Origin of the sequence: Vulcaniibacterium thermophilum, from assembly GCF_007923255.1 — a bacterium.
Classification (GTDB): domain Bacteria; phylum Pseudomonadota; class Gammaproteobacteria; order Xanthomonadales; family Xanthomonadaceae; genus Lysobacter_F; species Lysobacter_F thermophilum.
On the sequence record NZ_VOHJ01000033.1, the window covers coordinates 1 to 21,843 of the forward strand.

Annotated in this window: 21 protein-coding genes and 1 pseudogene; 13 read left to right on the forward strand and 9 right to left on the reverse strand. The window is 71.8% G+C overall.

Going from position 1 to position 21,843, the window contains the following annotated elements; translation table 11 throughout:
* A pseudogene (locus tag FQY64_RS14825) lies at positions 1–513 on the forward strand (hypothetical protein); the annotation flags it as partial.
* 26 nt (positions 514–539) lie between these two features.
* A complete protein-coding gene (locus FQY64_RS11955) occupies positions 540–1,766 on the forward strand; it encodes a PDZ domain-containing protein (protein ID WP_146474529.1) in 1,227 nt (408 codons plus the stop codon).
* Positions 1,767–2,216: 450 nt separating this feature from the next.
* Here FQY64_RS11955 and FQY64_RS11960 read toward each other — a convergent pair whose 3' ends face one another.
* From FQY64_RS11960 to FQY64_RS11985, 6 genes are all read right to left on the reverse strand, one after another.
* Positions 2,217–3,137: a CbiX/SirB N-terminal domain-containing protein gene (locus FQY64_RS11960; RefSeq protein WP_186760968.1), complete on the reverse strand. Its 921-nt coding sequence runs from the start codon at positions 3,135–3,137 to the stop codon at positions 2,217–2,219.
* A 14-nt stretch (positions 3,138–3,151) separates the two neighbouring features.
* Positions 3,152–5,383, reverse strand: coding sequence for a TonB-dependent hemoglobin/transferrin/lactoferrin family receptor (locus tag FQY64_RS11965; RefSeq protein ID WP_146474533.1), 2,232 nt, complete (start codon positions 5,381–5,383; stop codon positions 3,152–3,154).
* Between the two features lie 106 nt (positions 5,384–5,489).
* Entirely contained in the window at positions 5,490–5,735 is a 246-nt protein-coding gene (gene hemP, locus FQY64_RS11970) for a hemin uptake protein HemP (RefSeq protein WP_186760970.1), read from the reverse strand.
* Between the two features lie 250 nt (positions 5,736–5,985).
* Positions 5,986–6,291, reverse strand: coding sequence for an FmdB family zinc ribbon protein (locus FQY64_RS11975; RefSeq protein ID WP_146474534.1), 306 nt, complete (start codon positions 6,289–6,291; stop codon positions 5,986–5,988).
* 65 nt (positions 6,292–6,356) lie between these two features.
* A complete protein-coding gene (locus tag FQY64_RS11980; protein ID WP_146474536.1) occupies positions 6,357–8,342 on the reverse strand; it encodes an ABC-F family ATP-binding cassette domain-containing protein in 1,986 nt (661 codons plus the stop codon).
* A gap of 190 nt (positions 8,343–8,532) precedes the next feature.
* Entirely contained in the window at positions 8,533–9,042 is a 510-nt protein-coding gene (locus FQY64_RS11985) for an SET domain-containing protein (protein WP_146474538.1), read from the reverse strand.
* Positions 9,043–9,196: 154 nt separating this feature from the next.
* Here FQY64_RS11985 and FQY64_RS11990 point away from each other — a divergent pair, with 154 nt between their 5' ends.
* From FQY64_RS11990 to FQY64_RS12035, 10 genes are all read left to right on the forward strand, one after another.
* Positions 9,197–9,655 carry an SUF system Fe-S cluster assembly regulator gene (locus tag FQY64_RS11990; RefSeq protein ID WP_146474540.1) on the forward strand — a complete coding sequence of 153 codons (459 nt, stop codon included), beginning with the start codon at positions 9,197–9,199 and terminating at the stop codon, positions 9,653–9,655.
* Positions 9,656–9,686: 31 nt separating this feature from the next.
* On the forward strand, positions 9,687–11,132 hold the full coding sequence (gene sufB / locus FQY64_RS11995; protein WP_146474542.1) for a Fe-S cluster assembly protein SufB: 1,446 nt from the start codon (positions 9,687–9,689) through the stop codon (positions 11,130–11,132).
* Between the two features lie 131 nt (positions 11,133–11,263).
* Complete coding sequence (gene sufC, locus FQY64_RS12000) at positions 11,264–12,028, forward strand: Fe-S cluster assembly ATPase SufC (RefSeq protein WP_146474544.1); 765 nt, start codon at positions 11,264–11,266, stop codon at positions 12,026–12,028.
* 1 nt (position 12,029) lies between these two features.
* On the forward strand, positions 12,030–13,316 hold the full coding sequence (gene sufD, locus FQY64_RS12005) for a Fe-S cluster assembly protein SufD (RefSeq protein WP_146474546.1): 1,287 nt from the start codon (positions 12,030–12,032) through the stop codon (positions 13,314–13,316).
* Entirely contained in the window at positions 13,313–14,533 is a 1,221-nt protein-coding gene (locus FQY64_RS12010; RefSeq protein ID WP_146474548.1) for a cysteine desulfurase, read from the forward strand. Before sufD ends, FQY64_RS12010 begins: the two co-directional genes overlap by 4 nt.
* Positions 14,534–14,575: 42 nt before the next feature.
* A complete protein-coding gene (locus FQY64_RS12015) occupies positions 14,576–14,848 on the forward strand; it encodes a hypothetical protein (RefSeq protein WP_146474550.1) in 273 nt (90 codons plus the stop codon).
* 4 nt (positions 14,849–14,852) lie between these two features.
* Positions 14,853–15,389: a GNAT family N-acetyltransferase gene (locus FQY64_RS12020; protein WP_146474552.1), complete on the forward strand. Its 537-nt coding sequence runs from the start codon at positions 14,853–14,855 to the stop codon at positions 15,387–15,389.
* A gap of 1 nt (position 15,390) precedes the next feature.
* Complete coding sequence (locus FQY64_RS12025; protein ID WP_146474554.1) at positions 15,391–15,708, forward strand: non-heme iron oxygenase ferredoxin subunit; 318 nt, start codon at positions 15,391–15,393, stop codon at positions 15,706–15,708.
* Positions 15,709–15,823: 115 nt separating this feature from the next.
* Positions 15,824–17,965: a TonB-dependent receptor gene (locus FQY64_RS12030; RefSeq protein ID WP_146474556.1), complete on the forward strand. Its 2,142-nt coding sequence runs from the start codon at positions 15,824–15,826 to the stop codon at positions 17,963–17,965.
* 49 nt (positions 17,966–18,014) lie between these two features.
* Positions 18,015–18,671, forward strand: coding sequence for a PepSY-associated TM helix domain-containing protein (locus FQY64_RS12035; RefSeq protein ID WP_146474558.1), 657 nt, complete (start codon positions 18,015–18,017; stop codon positions 18,669–18,671).
* Between the two features lie 9 nt (positions 18,672–18,680).
* On the opposite strand, the gene FQY64_RS12040 is transcribed toward FQY64_RS12035, so the two are convergent.
* Both FQY64_RS12040 and FQY64_RS12045 read right to left on the reverse strand, forming a co-directional pair.
* Entirely contained in the window at positions 18,681–19,289 is a 609-nt protein-coding gene (locus tag FQY64_RS12040) for a HutD/Ves family protein (protein WP_146474560.1), read from the reverse strand.
* A 144-nt stretch (positions 19,290–19,433) separates the two neighbouring features.
* Positions 19,434–19,778 (reverse strand): ComEA family DNA-binding protein, encoded by a 345-nt coding sequence (locus tag FQY64_RS12045; RefSeq protein WP_146474562.1) that lies wholly within the window; start codon positions 19,776–19,778, stop codon positions 19,434–19,436.
* A 189-nt stretch (positions 19,779–19,967) separates the two neighbouring features.
* On the opposite strand from FQY64_RS12045, the gene FQY64_RS12050 reads away from it, so the two are divergent.
* Positions 19,968–21,458 carry a M20 family metallopeptidase gene (locus tag FQY64_RS12050; RefSeq protein ID WP_146474564.1) on the forward strand — a complete coding sequence of 497 codons (1,491 nt, stop codon included), beginning with the start codon at positions 19,968–19,970 and terminating at the stop codon, positions 21,456–21,458.
* 114 nt (positions 21,459–21,572) lie between these two features.
* On the opposite strand, the gene FQY64_RS12055 is transcribed toward FQY64_RS12050, so the two are convergent.
* Positions 21,573–21,824, reverse strand: coding sequence for a GlsB/YeaQ/YmgE family stress response membrane protein (locus FQY64_RS12055; protein WP_146474566.1), 252 nt, complete (start codon positions 21,822–21,824; stop codon positions 21,573–21,575).
* Between the last annotated feature and the right edge of the window lie 19 nt (positions 21,825–21,843).

Genomic DNA, 21,843 nt, shown 5'->3' on the forward strand with positions numbered 1-21,843 from the left:
CGCACCGCGCCGGCGGCAGTCGAATCGCCGGTGCGCGCGCCGGCCGAACGGCGCGCATCCACCGGCATCGCCAGCGCGCAGCGCGTCGATTCCGGGCCGGCGTTGCCGCCGCGCCGCGCGCGGCCGGCGGCCGCCGCCACGCGGGGGGCGCAGGTCCCGCCGGCACTCCCGCAACCCGCTGCGACGCGAACGGCCACGGCCGCATCTCCATCCGACAGCGACGCGCTGATCCGCCTGCAACGCGAATCGGCGCAACTGGAGGCGCTGGTCATGCTGGCCCGCAACGACCGCGTCGCCAGTGCGCCGGCGGCGGTGATGGCGTCCGAACTGGACGACCGCGTCGCCTCGATCGACGCGGCGTTGACCGATCCGCAGCTCGGCGAGACCGAACGGCGGCAGCTCTGGCAGCAGCGCGTGGAGGCGCTGCGCGAGCTGGCCGGTCTGGAAGGCACGCAGCGCTGGCTGGCGGCCAACGGCGAGTCGTACGACGGCGCGCTGGTCAGCGTGGACTGAAACCGAACGTTTACGACGAGGTGAACATGCGACGCATCCTGTCCCCCATGCCGCTGCTCGGCGGCGCCATCGCGCTTGCGCTGGCGTTCGGCGCACTGGCGCAGGCCGATTCCAGCGAGGCCAAGCGCAAGGAACTCGAGGCCGCTCGCGCCGAACTCGAACGCGCCGCGCGCAAGGTCGCCGAGCTCTCGCGAGAACTGGGCGAGTTCGACGGCCGCCCGATGGCGTTCCAGCACGTGCTGAAGCGGCGTCCGCTGCTGGGCGTGGTGCTCGCGCCGGATGGCAAGGGCGGCGCGCGCATCGCCGCGGTCACGCCGGAGAGCGGCGCGGCCAAGGCCGGGCTGCGCAGCGGCGACGTGATCGTCGCCATCGAAGGCCAGCCGATCGCCGGCGACGATGCGGATGCGCGGCTGGCCCGCACGCGCGAGCTGCTGCGCGAGCTGAAAGCCGATCGGCCGGTCAGCGTCACCTACGAGCGCGACGGCAGGCGCGCGACGGCACAGGTCACGCCGCGCGTGGCCGACGACATCGCGATGTTCCGCTTCGACCGCGACGGCGACGTGCTGGTGACGCGCGCGCCGCGGGCCGGGCGGCGGCACGTGGAGGTGATCGAAGGCGAGGCGCTGGCGCCGCTGGTCGCGCCGCGAGTGCGCACGGAGATCCTCACCCTCGGCCCGGACGGCGCCTGCGCCGGCGGGGCCAAGGGCAAGGACGGCGAGAAGTGCCGCATCCGCGTGCTGAGCGAGGCGTTCCGCTGGAGCGGACTGAACCTCGCTTCGGTCGACGAGCGTCTCGGCCGCTACTTCGGCACCGATTCCGGCGTGCTGGTGCTCAGCGCGGGCGAAGGGCTGGAGGCGCTGCAGCCGGGCGACGTGATCCGCAAGGTGGACGGCAAGCCGGTGTCGACGCCGCGCGAGGCGATGGACGCGCTGCGCGGCAAGCCGGAGGGCAGCCGGGTGAGCGTGGAGTACCTGCGCGATCGCCGCACCGCCAGCGCCGAGCTGACGGTACCGAAAGCCCGGCGCATCCCGTTGCCGCCGGTGCCGCCCGCACCGCCGGCGCCGCCGGTGCCGCGCGCGCCGGCGGCTCCGGAAGCGCCGCCCGCGCCGCCCGCGCCCCCGGTACCGCCGGACACGCTGGCGTTCGTGGAGTCGTTCGACCTCACGGTGGAAGCGCCCGATCCGGCGGCGCTCGCCGCCGCCGTGCGCGAAGCGATGCCGGTCGTCGCGCCCTATCCTGCGCGGGTGGATTGACGCGCGCCCTCAGGGCGGGATCGCGGAAGGGCACGCGCTGCGCTTCGGCGGGCCGGACGAGGGGTTGGGGTGAGGGACCGGCGCAGGCGGGCAAAGCCTTCGTCGCACATCCGGCGGGACAAGTCCCGCCCTACGCCGGCTGCGGCGGGCCGGACGAGGGGTTGGGGTGAGGGACCGCCGCGGGCGGGCAAAGCCTTCGTCGCACATCCGGCGGGACAAGTCCCGCCCTACGCTGGCCGCGGCAGGCAGGGCGAGGGGTTGGGGTGAGGGCGCGCGCCGCAGGCGCGCAAAGTCTTCGTCGCACATCCGGCGGGACAAGTCCCGCCCTACGCCGGCTGCGGCGGGCCGGACGAGGGGTTGGGGTGAGGGACCGGCGCAGGCGGGCAAAGCCTTCGTCGCACATCCGGCGGGACAAGTCCCGCCCTCCGCGGAGTCGCGGCTGAAGCGCGCCTACAGGCTCGATCCGCGCGCGGTCGCGGTGTCCGCATCATCCAGCTCGCCACGCAGCGCGGCCGCCTGACGCCGCACCCAGTCGGCCACCCGCGGGTCGGCTACGAGACCGCGCTCGTCGGCGACGTAGTCCAATCCCTCCAGCACGCGCCGGTAGGGACCGAAGCCCTGCACCCGGAACGGAATCACGATCGCGCGCCCGCCCTCCTCGCGCGCACGCCGCACGAAGGCGCGGATGCGGGCTTCGGCGGCGGCGCGCTTCTCCGGCCAGTCCTCGCGCAGGGTCTCGACCTGCACGCGCCGGAACGGCGCGGTGCGGCGGATCGCGTCGGCGCGGGCGTCGATGCGCGCCAACCAGCGCGCGTTCTCGGCATCGTCCTCGGGGCCGTGCGCGAGCACCAGCACGTCCTCGCGCGCGGGATCGACGCTCAGTTCGCGGGCGCGGGCGGCCAGCACCTCGCCCATCTCCGGCGCGTCCATCAGGCCTTCCTCGCTCAGCGCGAAGGCGGCGTCGCCGTGGATGCGCCAGAACGCCATCGCGTGGTCGCCGTGGGCGGCATGCGCGGCGCGCGCGTCGTCGGCCGGTCGCGGCGGCGCGCCGGGCGCCAGGCCGAGGATCTGGCGCGTGCGCTCGCGCCAGCTCTCGCCGCTGACGAACAGACGCACCACCGCGATCCGGCGCGCGCCCTGCGCCTCCAGCCGGTCCACCGCGGCCTGCAGGCTGCCGGCATCGGCCATGCCGAAGGCGATTTCCAGCGGCTGCTCCGCACGCAGCGGTTCGAGCGTCTGCGCCACCTCGCGGTTCCAGCGCTCGCCGCCGCCGTGGGCCATCACCAGCACGCCGAACTCGCGGCGCTCCTGCGCCGCCGCGGTCGCGGCCAGAGCGCAGCTCAACAACGCGGCCATCCAGTATCGCTTCATCGCTCCGCCTCCCCTCACCATGCGAACGCCACGCTCATCGACACGCTGCGGCCCGGACGCGTGTAGCGCTCCAGCGCCGGGCTGGCCGCGTCGAGCCCGGCGGCGTCGGCCCAGTCCCAGTAGCGGCGGTCGCCGAGGTTGAACACGCCCAGGTCGAGCGTCGCCCCCGGCGCGAAACGCCAGTGCGCGAGCAGGTCGAGCACGCCGTAGCCCGGCGGCACGAACTGCGCCACGCCGGGCGCGAGCTCCGGCATCCGCCGCTGCGCGCGGGCGAAGCGGCCGTGCAGGCCCACGCCCCAGCGCTGCGCGTCGAACGTGAGTCCGAGGCTCGCGCGTGCGGGATCGACGCCGGTCAGCGGGCGGCCGTCGCGCTCGTTCTCGCCGCGCTGCCAGGCGGCCGCGGCGCGCAGGCTCCAGCCGCGCAGACGCTGGTGCAGCGCGCCGCCATCGAGCGCGGCCTTCAACTCCACGCCTTCGATCCTCGCCGCCTCGACGTTGCGCGCCTGGAACACGCGCACCGGCGTCACCGGCGGCGCGCTGACCAGCACGCCCGACTCGATGAAGTCGCGGTAGCGGTTGTGGAACGCGGCCAGGCTGGCGTGCAGCGCGGCGCCGGCGTGGCGCACGCCGAGCTCGTAGCCGTCGCTGGTCTCCGGTCGCAGCTCCGGATTCGGCACGCTGGCGTAGCCGAACTGCAGATTGGTGAAGCCGAGATTGACGTCGTTGTACGGCGGCGCGCGGAAGCCGCCGGCGTAGCTGGCGAACAGCGACCACGTCCCGCCCATCCGCCACACCGCGCCGAGCTTGGGCGAGACGCGGGTGACGGTGACCTCGGCCGGCACCACGCCGGGATTGTCCTCGGCGAAGATCGGGTCGCGCCGCGGCCGCAGCGCGTAGCGGTCCACGCGCAGCCCGGGCAGCAGCGTGGCGCGCCCGCCGGCGAAGCTCATCTCGTCCTGCACGAACAGCGCCGCGTTGTCGATGCGCGAGGTCGGGAAATCGCGCACCGGGAACACGTCCGGCGGCACCACCGGCGTCGCCTGGCCGCTGGCCAGGTCGATCGCGCGACCGTCGCGCTTCTGGCGCACGTCGGTGCGCGTCAGCTCGAGCCCCCAGGTGAGCGCGTGGTCGATCGCGCCGGTGGCGAGCGCCTTGTGCAGCACCGCCTCGACGCCGTGCAGGCGCTGGTCGAAGGTGAACTCGCGCTCGCGCCGCAGCGCGACGCCGGCGGCGTTGCGCTGGTGCTCGACGGTACGCTGGGCGGTCTCGCTGTCCTGCCGGTAGGCCTGCGCCTGCATGCGGTCGGCGAAGGGCATGGCGAGCGCGTCGTGCTCCCAGGTGAGCGACAGCCGCGCGCGCGTCTGGCGATCGTCGCCGCGCATCGCGGTCACGATCGCCCGGGTGCGCGCCTGCAGGCCGAGCTGGCTGAGCACGTCGGTGTCGGTGGCGTCCTCGTTGCCCTCGACGGTCAGCCGCCAGCGCTGCGCCTCGTCGGGGGCGTGCACGACCTTCGCCAGCAGGCTGCGGCCGTCGCGCGATTGCGGATTGGGCACGGTGCGGGTGCCGTCGCGCGTGGCGCGATCGCCGCGGTTGCCGGTCTCCTGCCCCTGGCGGTGGCCGACGACCAGCAGGCCGGACCAGCGCTCGCCGCCGAACGCGGAGGTCGCGCTGGCGAACAGCCCGCGCCAGTCGCTCTCGTAGCCGAACTTCAGCCCAAGGTGGGCGTCCCTGCCCGGCGCCAGATAATCGGCGGGATCCTTGGTGACGAAGGCGACCACGCCGCCCAACGCGTCCGAGCCGTACAGCGCGGACGCGGGTCCGCGCACGATCTCCACGCGCTTGAGGGTGTCGAGGTCGACGAAGTCGCGATTGGCGTCGGCGAAACTGCCGATCGCGAACGCATCGGGCACGGCGATGCCGTCGGTCTCGATCCGCACCCGGTTGCCGCCCAGGCCGCGGATCCGCACGTCGCGCAGGCCGAAGCGCCCGGTGCCGCTGCCGACCGACACGCCCGGCTCATAACGGACGAGGTCCTTCAGATCGAGCACGAGTTCGCGATCGAGCCGCTCGCGGTCGATCACGCTCGCCGTCGCCGGAACGTCGGCGAGCGCGCGTTCGGTGCGGGTGGCGGTGACGGTGACGGTGTCGAGGTCGTGCGCCTCGGCCGAATCGGCCGGCACGCCGGCATGGGCGGAGGCGGCGAGACAGGCGAGGACGGCGGCAGCCAATGGCGATGGAGCGGACATGTCGGGTTCCGACGTTGTCCGAGCCTGGCTGGCTTGCGGCCTTTGCGGCCGCGGCGGGCGCCCGGAGAGGAGAAGGACGGGAGCGCGCGCTGCGCTCCGCGCCGGATTACTTGGTCAGGATCAGCTTGTCGTTGCGGGTGTGGCGCAGGCGGTACACCTCGCCGCCGTGCCGGATGAGCACTTCGCGCTGGCCACGCAGCAATGCGGCGCTGTCGACCGCATCTTCCGGCGTCGCCGCGGGCGCACGCGCCGTGCGCGCGACGGGCGGCTTCAGTTGCAACAGCGGGTGACGCATGACGCCTTGCATGGACGGGCCTCCTGGCTTGCGGTGGTCGACGCAGATGATAAGCATTCTCATTTGAGAGTCAACGGTCGCGGCGGTTCGGCATGCGCCTGCCGACACGCGGACGGACACGCGGACGGACACGCGGACCGACGCGCGCAACCTCGCCGCGCCCGCCGGCCGCATGCGCTCGACGTGCGTGCGCACCGGCCACGTGCCCCGTGCGATGGCGGGGTCGGTCGTCGGCCGATACCCGGAAACGCGAAAGCCCGCCCCGGGATCGGGACGGGCTCGGCACAGGACGGCGCGAGCGCGACCGTCAGGCGGTGGCGGCTGCCGGTTTGGCGTCCCCGGAGGCGGGTTTGCTCTCGCTCTTGCCGCCCTCGCCCTTCGACTCGGACTTGCTTTCGCGCTCGCCGGCCAGGTTGCGCTTCTTCTCGCCGTCCTTCTTGAAATCGGTCTCGTACCAGCCACCGCCCGAAAGCCGGAACTGCGGCGCGGTCAGCTGGCGGCGCACGCCAGGCCCAGCGCAGGACGGGCACTCGGTCGGATCCGGATCGCTGAGCTTCTGCAGCCGGTCGAAGCTGTGGCCGCAGTCGGCGCATTCGAAGGCGTAGATCGGCATGGGGATGGCTCGATGGCGATGAGGCTGCCGCGTCGGTGGGGCCGCCACGGCCGGTTTTCAAGACGTCAGGCGGCATCCATCAGCGCCAGCCACTCGGCCTCGGCGGCGGCGAGCTCGGTGGCGAGCGCGTCGCGCTGGCGGGCCAGTTCGGTGGCGCGGGCGGGGTCGCGGTGGGTGGGCGGGTCGGCCAGCGCGGCGTCGAGCGCCTTGATCTGCGCTTCCAGCTCGGCGACCTTCGCCTCGGCGCGGGCCAGCTTGTGCGGATTGGGCTTGCGCGCGGGCTTGTCGGCTTTCGGCGCCGGAGCGGGCGCGGCCGGGGCCGCGGCGCGGGCACGGCCGCCGTCGCCGGAGCTGTCGCGATTGCGCAACCAGGCGGCGTAGGCGTCGAGGTCGCCGTCGAACGGCTGCGCAAGGCCGTCGGCGACGCGCCAGAAGGTGTCGCACACCAGGCCGATCAGGTGGCGGTCGTGGCTGACCAGCACGATCGCGCCCTCGAAATCGGCCAGCGCCTCGGCGAGCGCCTCGCGCATGTCGAGGTCGAGGTGGTTGGTCGGCTCGTCGAGCAGCAGCACGTTCGGCTGCTTCCAGGCGATCAGCGCCAGCGCCAGCCGCGCGCGCTCGCCGCCGGAGAAGCCGTCCACGCTCTCGAACGCGCGGTCGCCGGGGAAGTTCCACTTGCCGAGGAAGTCGCGCAGCGCCTGGGTGGGCACGCCGGGCGCGATCTCCGTCAGATGGTCGATCGGCGTGGCGCCCTGCTTCAGCGATTCCACCGTGTGCTGTGCGAAGTAGCCGATGCGCAGGTCGGGATGCGCGCCGCGCTCGCCGGCCAGCAGCGGCAGCTCGCCGACCAGCGATTTGACCAGGGTCGACTTGCCGGCGCCGTTGGGGCCGAGCAGGGCGATGCGGTCGCCGGCTTCGAGCATGAAGCTGACGTCGCGCAGCACGACGTTCACGCCCTCCCCTTCAAGGGGAGGGTTGGGGAGGGGATGGTGTTGCGCGCTGACGTGCACACCACCCCCACCCTGCCCTCCCCCTGAGGGGGAGGGTTGTGTAGGGTGCCCTTCCGAGGGGGAGGGTGATGCCCGGTACCCGCAATCCGCATCGACCAACCGCAGCAGCGCATGCGGCAACTTGCTCGGCGCCGGGAACTCGATGCGCAGCGCGCGTTCGGCGCGCACCGGCTCGGTGCCGGCGAGTTTCGCCAGCCGCTTCATGCGGCTCTGCGCCTGCTTCGCCTTGCTCGCCTTGGCCTTGAAGCGGTCGATGAACGCCTGCAGGTGGGCGCGCTCGGCCTGCTCCTTCTCGAACGCGATCTGCTGCTGGCGCAGTTGTTCGGCGCGCTGGCGCTCGAACGCGGTGTAGTTGCCGGTGTACAGCCGCGCGCGGCCCTCGTGCAGGTGCAGGGTGTGGGTGCAGATGCCGTCGAGGAATTCGCGGTCGTGGCTGATCACCAGCAGCGTGCCCGCATACTTCAGCAGCCACTGCTCCAGCCACAGCACGGCGTCGAGGTCGAGGTGGTTGGTCGGCTCGTCGAGCAGCAGCAGGTCGCTCGGCGTCATCAGCGCGCGCGCCAGATTCAGCCGCACCCGCCAGCCGCCGGAGAATTCGCGCACCTTGCGCGCATGGGTGTCGGGCGCGAAGCCGAGGCCGTACAGCAGCTTCGCCGCGCGCGACTCGGCGTCGTAGCCGCCGAGCTCCTCCAGCCGGTGATGCGCCTCGGCGACCGCGTCCCAGTCCTCGCGCGCGGTGGCCTCGCGCTCGGCGGTCAGCGCGGCGTGCACGGCGGCGTCGCCTGCGAGCACGAAATCGAGCGCGGGCGCGTCGAGCGCGGGCGTCTCCTGCGCGACGCTGGCGATGCGCGCCTTGCCGGGCAGATCGAGATCGCCGGCATCGGCTTCGAGCCCGCCTTCGATCGCCGCGAACAGCGACGACTTGCCGGTGCCGTTGCGGCCGACCACGCCCACCCGCCAGCCGGCGTGCAGGGCGAGATCGACGTTGGACAGCAGCAGGCGCTCGCCGCGGCGCAGCGCGAAATTGCGGAAGGCGATCATCGGCGAATTATGCCTGTCGCCGGCGCGCGTCCCTGCCGGCGCCGAGGTGATGGCGGGCGCGCATCCGGCCACGACGGGTTCCGGCCGCCGCCGCGCGCGTGCGGCGCGCCGCTCATCGCACCCTGCGCGCCCGCCGCGGCGCGGCGGGCAGTCGTCGACGCGGGCCGCAAGCGCGCGCTCACGCGGGATGTCAGCGCCCGCGCCCGCCGTCCTTGTCCGGCTTGGCCGCGGACTTGCGCTTGGGGCGCAGCATGGTGCCGGTGCAGTTCTTCGCGCCGCAGCGGCAAGCCCAGATCTTCTTCAGCTTGGCAGTGTGCGGCACGTCGAGGGTGATGCCGTAGTCGTAGGTCAGTTCCTCGCCCGGCCGGATCGCGCGCCTGGCCTCGATGAACACGCGGTCCTTGCGGCGGTCGCCGCCCTCGTGCTCCTCCAGCACCGCCTCGCAGTTCGGTGCGCAACTGTGGTTGATCCAGCGCGCGATGTTGCCGCCGTGGTTGGCATCGATCACGTACTCGTCGTTGAGCGTGAACAGGAACGTGTGACCGGACTCGATGTCGCCGGTGTCGCCCGCGTCGACCTCCTCGTGGGTGCGGCGCTGGCCCTTGTATTCGACGATCCGCTCGCCCTTGGCGATCGGCAGCAGGGCGAACACGCCATTGCCGTGGATGGCGGAGCGGCGGGCGACGATCTTGCGCGGCATGCGGGTCTCGACTCGACAGGGCCGCATAGTGTGACGCGCCCGTCGCGGATGAGCCATCACGGCGCCTTGAACGGCGGCCGTCCGCGGTCGCGTCCGCGGGTTGGCGCAGCGCGGCCCGAAACAGTACAATTCCGGTCCGAATTGAATCGCCGCCATGCTCCGGGTCACCAAGCTCACCGACTACGCCACGCTCGTGCTGACCGTGCTCGCCGCCGCCCCGGGCGAGGTGCTGAGCGCCGCCGAGCTGGCCGAACGGGCCGGGCTCGAGGCGCCGACCGTGGCCAAGGTGCTCAAGCCGCTGGCGCAGGCGGGCCTGGTCGAAGGCTTCCGCGGCGCCAACGGCGGCTACCGCCTGGCCCGTCCGGCCGAGGCGATCGGCCTGCTCGACATCGTCACCGCCATGGAAGGACCGCTCGGCATGACCGAGTGCAGCCTGCACGACAGCGCCTGCACGCTGGAACGCCGCTGCGGCGTGCGTGCCAACTGGCGCCGCATCAACGACGTGGTGATCGACGCCCTGCGCGGCGTGACGCTGGCGCAGATGCTCGCCCCGCCGCGCCCCGCGCGCCGCATCGAGGTGCGGCTGCAACCCGAATCACCGCTCGGCGCATGAGCGCCCCCGACCGAACACCGTAGGCAGCCGCATGGCCACCGAACTGCAGAACCGGGAAATCCACGAACAACTGGGACGCCGCTATTCGGCCGGCTTCGTCACGCCGATCGAATCCGACAGCCTGCCGCCCGGCCTGGACGAGGACGTGATCCGCGCGCTCTCGGCAAAGAAGCAGGAGCCGGAGTGGATGACCGAATGGCGCCTGGCCGCGTACCGGCACTGGCTGAAGATGCCGATGCCGCACTGGGCCAAGCTGCGCATCGCGCCGATCGACTTCCAGGCGATCAGCTACTACGCCGCGCCCAAGGCCAAGTACGAGTCGCTCGACGAGGTGCCGCAGGAGCTGCTGGACACCTACGAGAAACTCGGCGTGCCGCTGCACGAGCGCGCCAAGCTGGCGGGCGTGGCGGTCGATGCGGTGTTCGACTCGGTCTCGGTCGGCACGACCTTCCGCAAGGAGCTGGCCGAGAAGGGGATCATCTTCTGCTCGATGTCCGAGGCGATCCGCGAGCACCCCGAGCTGGTGCGCAAGTACCTCGGCAGCGTGGTGCCGGTCGGCGACAACTTCTTCGCCGCGCTCAACTCGGCGGTATTCTCCGACGGCAGCTTCGTGTTCATCCCCAAGGGCGTGCGCTGCCCGATGGAGCTGTCCACCTACTTCCGCATCAACGCCGGCCATACCGGCCAGTTCGAGCGCACGCTGATCGTCGCCGAGGAAGGCAGCTACGTGTCCTACCTCGAGGGCTGCACCGCGCCGATGCGCGACGAGAACCAGCTTCACGCCGCAGTGGTCGAGCTGGTCGCGCTCGATGACGCCGAGATCAAGTACAGCACGGTGCAGAACTGGTATCCGGGCGACGAGGAAGGCCGCGGCGGCATCTACAACTTCGTCACCAAGCGCGGCGAATGCCGCGGCGCGCGCAGCAAGATCAGTTGGACGCAGGTCGAAACCGGTTCGGCGATCACCTGGAAGTATCCTTCGTGCGTGCTGCTCGGCGACGACTCGGTGGGCGAGTTCCACTCGGTGGCGCTGACCCACCACCGCCAGCAGGCCGACACCGGCACCAAGATGATCCACGTCGGCAAGCGCACCAAGAGCAAGATCGTCAGCAAGGGCATCAGCGCCGGCCACGGCCAGAACACCTACCGCGGCCTGGTGAAGGTCGAGCGCAGCGCCGAAGGCGCGCGTAACCACACCCAGTGCGACAGCCTCTTGATCGGCAAGAAGTGCGGCGCGCACACCTTCCCCTACATCGAGGTCAAGCACCCGAGCGCGACCGTCGAGCATGAGGCGACCACCTCGAAGATCAGCGAGGACCAGTTGTTCTACTGCCGCAGCCGCGGCATTGGCGAGGAGGACGCGGTGTCGATGATCGTCGACGGCTTCTGCAAGTCGGTGTTCCGCGAGCTGCCGATGGAGTTCGCGGTGGAGGCCAAGAAGCTGCTGGAAGTCAGCCTCGAAGGTTCGGTGGGCTGAGCTGATTTTCCCTTCTCCCGCCTGCGGGAGAAGGTGGCGCGAAGCGTCGGATGAGGGCCACGCCGATCGGCCCTCACCCCAACCCCTCTCCCGCGAGCGGGAGAGGGGCCTGTACGTAACCGGGAACTGACATGCTCAAAATCGAGAATCTGCACGTCCGCGTCGCCGGCCGCGACATCCTGCGCGGCCTCTCGCTCGAAGTGGCGCCCGGCCAGGTGCACGCCATCATGGGGCCGAACGGCGCGGGCAAGTCCACGCTCGGCCATGTGCTCGCCGGCCGCGAGGGCTACGAGGTGGTCGAAGGCCGGGTCGAGTTCGAAGGACGCGACCTGCTCGCGCTGGAACCGGAGCAGCGCGCCGCCGCCGGTGTGTTCCTGGCGTTCCAGTACCCGGTCGAGATCCCCGGCGTGAACAACACCTACTTCCTGCGCGCGGCGCTCAATGCGCAGCGCAAGGCGCGCGGCGAGGAGGAGCTGGATTCGATGCAGTTCCTCAAGCGCGTGCGCGAGAAGCTGGCCGTGCTGCACCTGAAGGACGAACTGCTGCACCGCGGCGTCAACGAGGGCTTCTCCGGCGGCGAGAAGAAGCGCAACGAGATCTTCCAGCTCGCGCTGCTGGAGCCGAAGCTCGCCATCCTCGACGAGACCGACTCCGGCCTCGACATCGACGCGCTGAAAGCCGTGGCCGATGGCGTCAACGCGCTGCGCTCGCCCGATCGCGCGTTCGTGGTGATCACCCACTACCAGCGTCTGCTCGACTACATCCGCCCGGACGTGGTGCACGTGATGGCCGAGGGCCGCATCGTCGAGAGCGGCGGACCGGAGCTGGCGCACCAGCTCGAGCAGCACGGCTACGCCTGGATCCGCGATCGCATCGCGCCGGAGGCGGCGCACTGACATGAGCCCGCTGCTCGACTCCTTCGCCGCCGCGTTCGAGGCGTTGCCCGTGCGCGAGGCGGCCGGCCTCGGCCCGGCGCGCCGCGCCGCGTTCGAGGCGCTGTTGCGCGACGGCCTGCCGCACGCGCGCGTCGAGGCCTGGAAGTACACGCCGCTGCGCGCGCTGGAACGGCGCGCGTTCGCCGCCGCACCGACCGCGGCGCCGCCGGTCGATCCGGCGCTGGTCGCGGACATTCCCGCGCCGCGCCTGGTGCTGGTCAACGGCCGGTTCGACGCGGCGCTGACCGACCTGTCCGGCCTCGCCGCCGGCGTCGTCTGCCGGCCGCTCTCGCAGGCACTGCACGACGGCGACGCCCGCCAGGTCAACTTCATGGCGCGCGACTACGCGCGCGCCGACGAGCCGTTCGCACGCCTCAACGCCGCGCTGGCCGACGAAGGACTGCTGCTGCGCGTGCCCGAGGGCGTCGATGCCGGCACCGTGCACGTCGTGCTGGTCGGCGCGCCCGATGCCGACCGTGCCTGGCATCTGCGGCATCTGGTCGAGCTGCGGCGCGGCGCCGCGCTGCGGATCGTCGAACACCGCATCGCCGCAGGCACGCACGCGCATCTCGGCAACGAGATCCTGCACGCGCACCTCGCACAGGGCGCGCGCCTGCTGCACGCGCGGGTGCAGGACGATGCGCCGGCTGCCACCGCCTTCCTGCGCACCGAGGCCGTGCTCGCGCGCGAGGCGCACTACCGGCGGCTCGATCTCGAGCTCGGCGCCGGGCTGTCGCGTCACGAACTGAACGTATCGCTGCAGGGCGAAGGCGCGCAGGTGGACGCGAACGGAGTGCTGCTGGGCAGCGGGCGCCGCCACCTCGACACCCGCCTCGGCCTCGACCACGTCGCGCCCGGCACCGCCTGCAACCTGCTCTGGCGCGGCCTCGGCGCCGGCCGTTCGCGCGTGGTGTTCCACGGCGGCATCCTGATCCGCGCCGGCGCCGACGGCGCCGCCGCCGACCTGTCGAACAAGAACCTCCTGCTCTCGGCCGACGCCGAGATCGACAGCCAGCCGGTGCTGGAGATCCACGCCGACGAGGTCAAGGCCGCGCACGGCGCGACCGTGGGCCAGCTCGATCCGACCTCGCTGTTCTACCTGCGCTCGCGCGGGCTGCCGGCCGAGGCCGCGCGCGCGCTGCTGACCGCCGCGTTCTGCCGCGAGACGCTGGCGGTGCTCGGCGCGGATCTGCGCGAGCCGCTCGCGCGCCGGCTCGATGCCGCGCTGGCGCGGCTGGAGGCGGCATGAGCGCGATCGACTGGGCGCGCGTGCGCGCCGACTTCCCGCTGCTCACCCGCGAGGTGCACGGCAAGCCGCTGGTGTACCTGGACGCCGCCAACACCGGGCAGAAGCCGGCGGCGGTGATCGAGGCGGTCGACGACTTCTACCGCCGGCACAACGCCAACGTCAGCCGCGCCGTGCACACGCTCGGCACCGAGGCCACCGAAGCCTACGAAGGCGCGCGCGCCAAGCTGGCGCGCTTCGTCAACGTGCGCGGCGACGAACTGGTGCTGTGCAGCGGCACCACCTTCGCGATCAACCTGGTCGCCTATTCCTGGGCGCTGCCGCGGCTCAAAGCCGGCGATGCGATCGTGCTCACGCGGATGGAGCACCACGCCAACATCGTGCCGTGGCAGCTCGTCGCCCAGCGCACCGGCGCGAGCATCAAGGTCGCCGAGCTGACCGACAGCGGCGAGCTCGATCTCGACCGCCTGTACGCGCTGCTGACGCCGGAAGTGAAACTGCTCGGCGTCACCCATGTCTCCAACGTGCTGGGCACCGTCAACCCGGTGCGCGAGATCTGCCGCGAAGCGCGCCGGCGCGGGATCGTCACCGTGGTCGACGGCTCGCAGGCCGCACCGCACCGCGCGCTCGACATCGCCGCGATCGGCTGCGACTTCTACGCCTTCACCGGCCACAAGATGTGCGGGCCGACCGGCACCGGCGCGCTGTGGGCGCGTCGCGAACTGCTGGACGCGATGCCGCCGTTCCTCGGCGGCGGCGAGATGATCAAGGAGGTGCGCTTCGACGGCACCGTGTTCAACGAGGGGCCGCACAAGTTCGAGGCGGGCACGCCGAACATCGCCGGCTTCGTCGGCCTGGGTGCGGCGGTCGACTACCTCGCCGGGATCGGCATGGACGCCATCGAAGCGCGCGAGAAGGCGCTGCTCGCGCACGCGACCGAAGCGCTGTCGGCCATCGACGGCGTGCGCATCCTCGGCCGGCCGCGCGAGAAGGCGGCGGTGATCAGCTTCCTGGTCGACGGCGCGCATGCGCACGATCTGGCGACCCTGCTCGATCTGGAAGGCATCGCCGTGCGCTCCGGCCACCACTGCGCGCATCCGCTGATGCAGCACTACGGTGTGCCGGCCACCTGCCGCGCCTCGTTCGCGTTCTACAACACGCACGAGGAGATCGACGCCTTCGTGGCGGCGCTCGTCAAGGTGCGCCGCCTGCTCGCCTAGCGCGCCACCTGTTAGCCTGCGTGCCCGGGAGGGGAGAACCGCATGAACGACGACGTCGCCGCCCTGCTGCGCGAGATCCGCGACCAGCAACGCGAGCAGATGGCGCTCCAGCGCGAGGCGCTAGCGCTGCAGCGCGAGCAGTTCGCGCTGGCGCGCTCGCAGCTCGAGCGTGCCGAGCGCATCAACGCACGTGCCGAAGCGCTGCAAGACCGCGCCGGGCGCAGCCTGCGCGTGATCGCGCTGATCGCGTTGCCGCTGGTGCTGCTGGTGCTGCTGTTCATGCTCTGGCCCTACCTGCGTCACCTGCTGGTCTGATCCGATGGACGAGCTTGCCTTCCGCGCCGCCACCGAAGCCGACGTCGACGCGATCGTCGCGCTGGTCGAATCCGCCTACCGCGGCGAGAGCAGCCGCGCCGGCTGGACCACCGAGGCCGACCTGCTCGACGGCCGCCGCACCGGCCCCGACGAGATCGGCGAGTATCTCGCGCGTCCGCGCAGCCTGATCCTGCTGGCCGAACGCGACCGCGACCTGCTGGCCTGCGCGCACGTGGCCGAGGAGGACGGCGCCGGCTACTTCGGCATGTTCTCGGTGCGGCCGACGCTGCAGGGCAATGGCCTCGGCAAGCGCGTGCTGGCCGAGGCCGAGCGGATCGTCCGCGAAACGTGGCGCCTTCCCGCGATGCGGATGACCGTGATCGACTCGCGCGCGGAACTGATCGCCTTCTACGAGCGTCGCGGCTACCGCCGCACCGGCGTGTTCAAGCCCTTCCCTTACGGCGACGCCCGGTTCGGCATCCCCCGGCGCGACGACCTGCGCTTCGAGGTGCTCGAGAAGCGATTCGCGCCGGAGGACTGAGATGAGCGACTGGATCCGCGTGTGCGCCACCGCCGAGCTGCTGCCGGGCGAGATGCGCGTCGTCTGGGCCGGCGACATGCCGATCGTGGTGTTCAATCACGACGGCGATTTCCATGCGCTCGAGGACCGCTGCTCGCATGAGGACTACGAGCTGTCCGCCGGCACGTTCGATGCCGACGAAGGCACCATCGAGTGCGTGCTGCACGGCGCGCGGTTCGACGTGCGCGACGGCCGCCCGCTGTGTCCGCCGGCCTATACGCCGGTGCGGCGGTTCGCCACCCGCGTCGAGGACGGCGCGGTCTGGGTACAGGCCGACTGAGCGCGGACGGTCATCAGGGACTGCCCGGCGCTTTGCCGATCGTTGTAAATAAGAGTCGATCTCATTAACATTCCGCACCGAAGCGGCGACCAGCGCCGCACCCGGTACGGACACGATGACCCGCGCTTTCCCCCTCGTTTCGCCGCTCGCCGGCGCCCTTGCCCTCGCCCTCGCTTTCCCCGCTTCCGCCGAGCCCGCGCCTGGCCCGACCGACCTCGACCGCGTCGAGGTGCACGGCCAGCGCGACAGCTACCGCGCGCAGTCCAGCCGCAGCGCCACCCGCACCGACACGCCGCTGATCGACGTACCGCAGTCGATCAGCGTGATCACCGACGAGATGATCGACGACACCGCCATGCGCGGCTTGGCCGACGCGGTGCAGTATGTGCCGGGTACCGGCATGGCGCAGGGCGAAGGCCACCGCGACGCGCCGGTGCTGCGCGGCAACACCTCCACCGCCGACATGTTCGTCGACGGCATGCGCGACGACGTGCAGTACTTCCGCGACCTCTACAACGTCGAGCGCGTGGAGGTGCTGAAGGGCCCGAACGCGATGATCTTCGGCCGCGGCGGCACCGGCGGCGTGATCAACCGCGTCACCAGGCAGGCCGATTGGGAGACCACGCGCGAAGCGACCCTGCAGGTCGGTTCCTGGGACCGCCGCCGCGCCACGGTGGACTTCGGCCAGGGCGTGAGCGACGCGTTCGCGTTCCGCGTCACCGGCCTGTACGAGGAGAGCGGCAACTTCCGCGACGCGTTCGAACTGGAGCGCTGGGGTATCAACCCGAGCTTCGCGTTCCGCATCGGCGAGCGCACCCATCTGCACGTGGACGTCGAGCATTTCGAGGACCGCCGCGTCACCGACCGCGGCGTGCCGTCGGATGCGGCCGTGTTCGAAGGCCGGCGTTACCCGGTCGTCACCGGACGCTCGACCTTCTTCGGCGCTCCCCACCTCAGCCCGTCGGACTTCCAGGTGGACGCGGTGAACCTGCTGATCGAGCACGAGTTCGCCAACGGCGCCACGCTGCGCAACCGCACCCGCTACGCGAACTACGACAAGTACTACCAGAACGTGTTCGCCGGCGGCCCGGCGCGCCTGAACCCGACCGGCACGCCGGTGGTGGGGATCGCCGCCTACAGCAGCGCGACCGAGCGCGAGAACCTGTTCAACCAGACCGACTTCGTCTTCTCGGCGCAGACCGGCTCGGTTGCCCACACGCTGCTCGCCGGCGCCGAGTTCGGCCGCCAGGACACGCGCAACTACCGCCGCACCGGCACGTTCCCGTCCAACGTCTGCTACAACGGCGGCGGCGCGTTCGCCGCGACCACCAGCCTGTTCTGCGTGCCGCTCGCCAACCCGCGCTACACCGGCGCGGTGAGTTTCGCCAACAACGGCACGTCGGACGCCAACAACGACGTCGAGGCGCGCATCGCCGCCGCCTACGCGCAGGACCAGATCGAGTTCTCGCCGCAGTGGCAGGCGGTGGTCGGCGTGCGCTTCGACCGCTTCGAGGTCGACTTCCGCAACCGCAACACCGGCCAGCGCATTTCCACCGAGGACGACCTGTGGTCGCCGCGCGCGGGCCTGATCTTCAAGCCGCTCGACGACCTATCGCTGTACGCCAGCTACGGCATCACCTACCTGCCGCGCGCCGGCGAGCAGATGGGCTCGCTCTCGCCCAGCAACCGCGCGTTCGACCCCGAGGAGTACACCAACTACGAGATCGGCGCGAAGTGGGACCTCGCCGCGGACCTGTCCGTCACCGCGGCGGTGTTCCGGCTCGACCGCAAGAACGTGATCCGCACGATCTCGCCGACGCAGTCGATCCTGGTCGACGGCGAGCGCATCGAAGGCGTGGAACTGGGCATCTCCGGCCAGATCACCGACGCATGGCGCGTGATGGGCGGTTACGCGCGCCAGGACGGCGACGTGCCCGGCTCCGACGCGCAGCCGGCCAACATGCCGGAAGAGACCGCCTCGCTCTGGAACCGCTACGACTTCAACGCGCGGTGGGGCGTGGGCCTGGGCGCGATCTACCGCAGCGAGATCCATCCGCAGGTACCGAACGCCGTCACGCTGCGCAGCTTCACCCGCTACGACGCGGCGGTCTACTTCACGCCGAGCGAGAGCGTGGAGCTGCAGCTCAACGTCGAGAATCTGTTCGACAAGCGCTACTTCGTCTCCGCGCACAACGACAACAGCATCTCGCCCGGCTCGCCGCGCGGGGCGTGGCTCAGCGTGACGCTGAAGTTCTGAGCGGGCGCGGGGCCTCGCCCGCGCCCGTCGCCATCCCAGGAGACCCTCCGTGAAGACCGTCCTCGCCCGTCCCGCCGCGCGCAGCGGCCCCTCCGCGTCCGTCTACCGCTGGATCCGCCAGGTGCATCTGTGGATCGGCGCCTGGGGCGCGCTGGCGGCCATCCTGTACGGCTTCACCGGACTGGTGATGAACCACCGCTTCGGCGACGGCGCCTGGCCGCAGGGCGACAGCGCCGAACGCGGCCGGGTGACGTTGGCGGTGCCCGCCGACGCGCGCGACGCGCCCGAAGCGTTGGCGGCCTGGCTCGCCGCGGAACACGGGCTCGCGCCGCAGGTGATCCGCACGTCGAAACCGGAGGGCGGCCGCGTGGGCGGCAAGGCGGTGGATCAGCCGCCGCGCTGGACGCTGGGCGGTGGCACCGCATCGCGCTCGTGGTCGCTGGAGTACGTGCCCGGCAACGCCACCGCCGAGCTGAAGCAGACCACCCACTCCCCGCTCGCCGCGCTCAACCGGCTGCACAAGGGCGTGGGCGGCGGCGCGGTCTGGATCCTGCTCGCCGACAGTTTCGCGATCGCCATGCTGCTGCTCGGCGTCTCGGGCATCTGGATGTGGGCGCGCGGGCGCACGCCGCGGCAAATGGCGCTCAGCGTGCTGGCGTTGTCGGTGCTCGTGCTGGCCGCGGTGCTGGGGCCGGCGCTCGCCTGAGCCGACGCGTCAGCCGGACGTGCGGGGGGTGAGCTGGATCAGCAGCGCTTCGCCGCCGCCGTCGATCACGTAGCGGGTCCGCGCCGTCGGCGCGGTCAGCAGCACGGTGTCGCCGGCCGCCAGCGCAGGCAGCGGCGTGCCGTCGGCGAACGCCAGGTGGCCGGCGAGCAGGTGCAGCGCCCAGCACTCCCCGGCCTCGACGAACACCACCATCGCGCCCACCAGCGGCCGGTGCAGCAGGCGCGCGTCGATCCGGTCCTCGCGCCACATCAGGTTGAAGTCGTGCGTGGGCCCGTCGATCGGCTCGCCGGTCACCGCGCGCGTCCCCGCGAAGCGCAGGCGCCCGTGCGGCGGCAACAGCTCGTGCGTCTCGCCGTCGTCGAAGCGCAGGCGCAGGCCGTTGCCGCTCAGCAGCACCAGTTCGCGCGCGACGCCGTCGAACCGCGAGAACGGCGCGGGGGCCTCGACTTCGGCGATCGACAGCCGCCAGTCCCAGTCGCCGCTCTCCGGCCAGCGCGCGATCGCGCGCGTCCAGCCGTGCCCGTTGCGCCAGCGCTCGCGGCGGTACTCGTGCGCGGGAATCGGGCGCGGGGGAAAGTCGTGGTAGGCGGCCGGCATTGGAGGCGCTGCGAAGCCAACGGCCGTCCAGTCTAGCCGCCTTGGGGATGTCGCCCGGTCGCATCCGTGCGACCGGACGACGCACGTCCCTGTCCGGGTCTCCCCGTGTTCCGCGGCGCGCCTCCTGCGCGCCGCCGATGACGGTCAGCGCCGGGTGGCGTTGCCGGAGGCGGCGGTCGCCGGCCGGCGCGGCGCGGTGACGGGCTTGCGCGCCGGCGCCGCCGTTCCGAGCACGATGCGGTCCCGGTTCTTCTCGACCGTCTTCAATCCGATGCCCTTCACCAGGGCGAGCTGTTCCAGACTGCGGAACGGCCCGTTGGCCTTGCGGTAGGCGACGATCGCCTCCGCCTTGGCGGGGCCGACGTTGAGCAGGACGCGGTCGATGGTGGCGGCGTCGGCCGTGTTGATGTTGACCTTCTCGGCCGCGAGCGCGGCGAAGGACAGGGCGGCCAGCGCGAGCGAGAGCAACAGCGACTTGAGGGTGTGCATGGCGGTCTCCGATGGTTCGTGGGCTTCCTTGCCGCGCCGTGTCGGCCGGCGGGAACAGTCTGCGATCCGCCGTCGTCCGCACCCATCGCGCGATGCCGCGCGGGCGGTCGGAGCCGGCCGCGGCGTCGGCTCGGAAAAGTCCGAGGCGCTACACTTGCCGGATCGCCGTCCGACAAGGCCTGCCGCCCGATGGATACCGCACACCTCGACCGTTTCGTCTCGGAGAAATGGGACGACGACATCGTTCCGCAGCTCGTCGAATACATCCGCATTCCGAACAAGTCGCCGATGTTCGACGCCGACTGGGTGGCGCACGGCTACATGGACGATGCGGTGGCGCTGATGGAGCGTTGGGCGCGCGCGCAGCCGATCGCCGGCATGCAGGTCGAGGTGGTGCGGCTCGAAGGCCGCACGCCGCTGATCTTCATCGAGATCCCGGCGGCCAACGGCGGCAGCGACGAGGACTGCGTGCTGCTCTACGGCCACCTCGACAAGCAGCCGGAGATGACCGGCTGGGACGACGGCCTGGGTCCTTGGACGCCGGTGCAGAAGGGCGAAAAGCTGTTCGGCCGCGGCGGCGCCGACGACGGCTACGCGATGTTCGGCTCGCTCGCCGCGATCATGGCGCTGCAGCAGCAGAAGCTGCCGCACGCGCGCTGCGTGGTGCTGATCGAGGCCTGCGAGGAGTCCGGCAGCTACGACCTGCCCGCCTACGTCGACCATCTCGCGCCGCGCATCGGCAAGCCGTCGCTGGTGGTGTGTCTCGATTCCGGCTGCGGCAATTACGAACAGCTCTGGTGCACGACCTCGCTGCGCGGCCTGGCCGGCGGCAACCTGACGGTGAAGGTGCTGTCGGAAGGCGTCCATTCCGGCGATGCGTCCGGCATCGTGCCGTCGAGCTTCCGCATCCTGCGCCAGTTGCTGTCGCGCATCGAGGACGAGAAGACCGGACGCATTCTGCTCGATGCGCTGCACGTCGAGATCCCGGCCGAACGCCGCGAGCAGGCGCGCGAGGCGGCGCGCGTGCTGGGCAGCGCGGTGTACGACAAGTTCCCGTTCCTGCCCGGCATGACGCCGATGCACGAGGACCTCGCCGAGCTGGTGCTCAACCGCACCTGGCGTCCGGCGCTGTCGATCACCGGCGCCGACGGCCTGCCGCCGCTGTCCTCGGCGGGCAACGTGCTGCGGCCCTACACCTCGGTGAAGCTGAGCCTGCGCCTGCCGCCGACGCTGGACGGCAAGCGCGCCGGCGAAGCGCTCAAGGAGGCGCTGCTGCGCGATCCGCCCAACGGTGCGCATGTCGAACTCGAGCTGGAGAAGGCTTCGACCGGCTGGAACGCGCCGGCGCAGTCGCCGTGGCTGTCGAACGCGATCGACCAGGCCAGCCGCGAGTTCTTCGGCCAGCCCGCGATGTACATGGGCGAAGGCGGCACGATCCCGTTCATGGGCATGCTCGGCGAGAAGTTCCCCGGCGCGCAGTTCATGATCACCGGCGTGCTCGGTCCGCACAGCAACGCGCACGGGCCGAACGAGTTCCTGCATATCCCGATGGGCAAGCGCGTGACCGCGTGCGTGGCGCGGGTGATCGCCGAGCATCACCACGCCAGCCAGCGCGGCGAGACGACGGGCGTTGCGGCCGTGGCCGGCGGCGAGCAGCACGGCGCGCACGGCTGCTGCTGAGGGCGGGCAACCTGCAGGAGCGGCTTCCGCCGCGACCCGATCCCATGCCGTGCCCGTCGGGTTGCGGCTGAAGCCGCTCCTGCACGGGTTGAAGATCGCGCGGGCCGGCGGCGCTCAGGCGCGGCGGTCGCGCAGCAGCTCGAACAGCATCAGCAGCAGCGCCGCGCTGGCGAGCGCGCTGGCCCAGACCAGCGCGCGATGGTGCACGCCGAAATGGCGCGACAGGTAACCGCCGAGCAGTGCGCCGGCGATGCCGAGCAGGATGGTCAGGATCCAGCCGACCGGATCCGCGCCGGGCCTGAGCAGACGCGCGAGTACGCCGACCGCGGTGCCGCCCGCAACGTAGCCCAGGACGCTTTCGAACACGTGCCACCTCGCCTTCCTT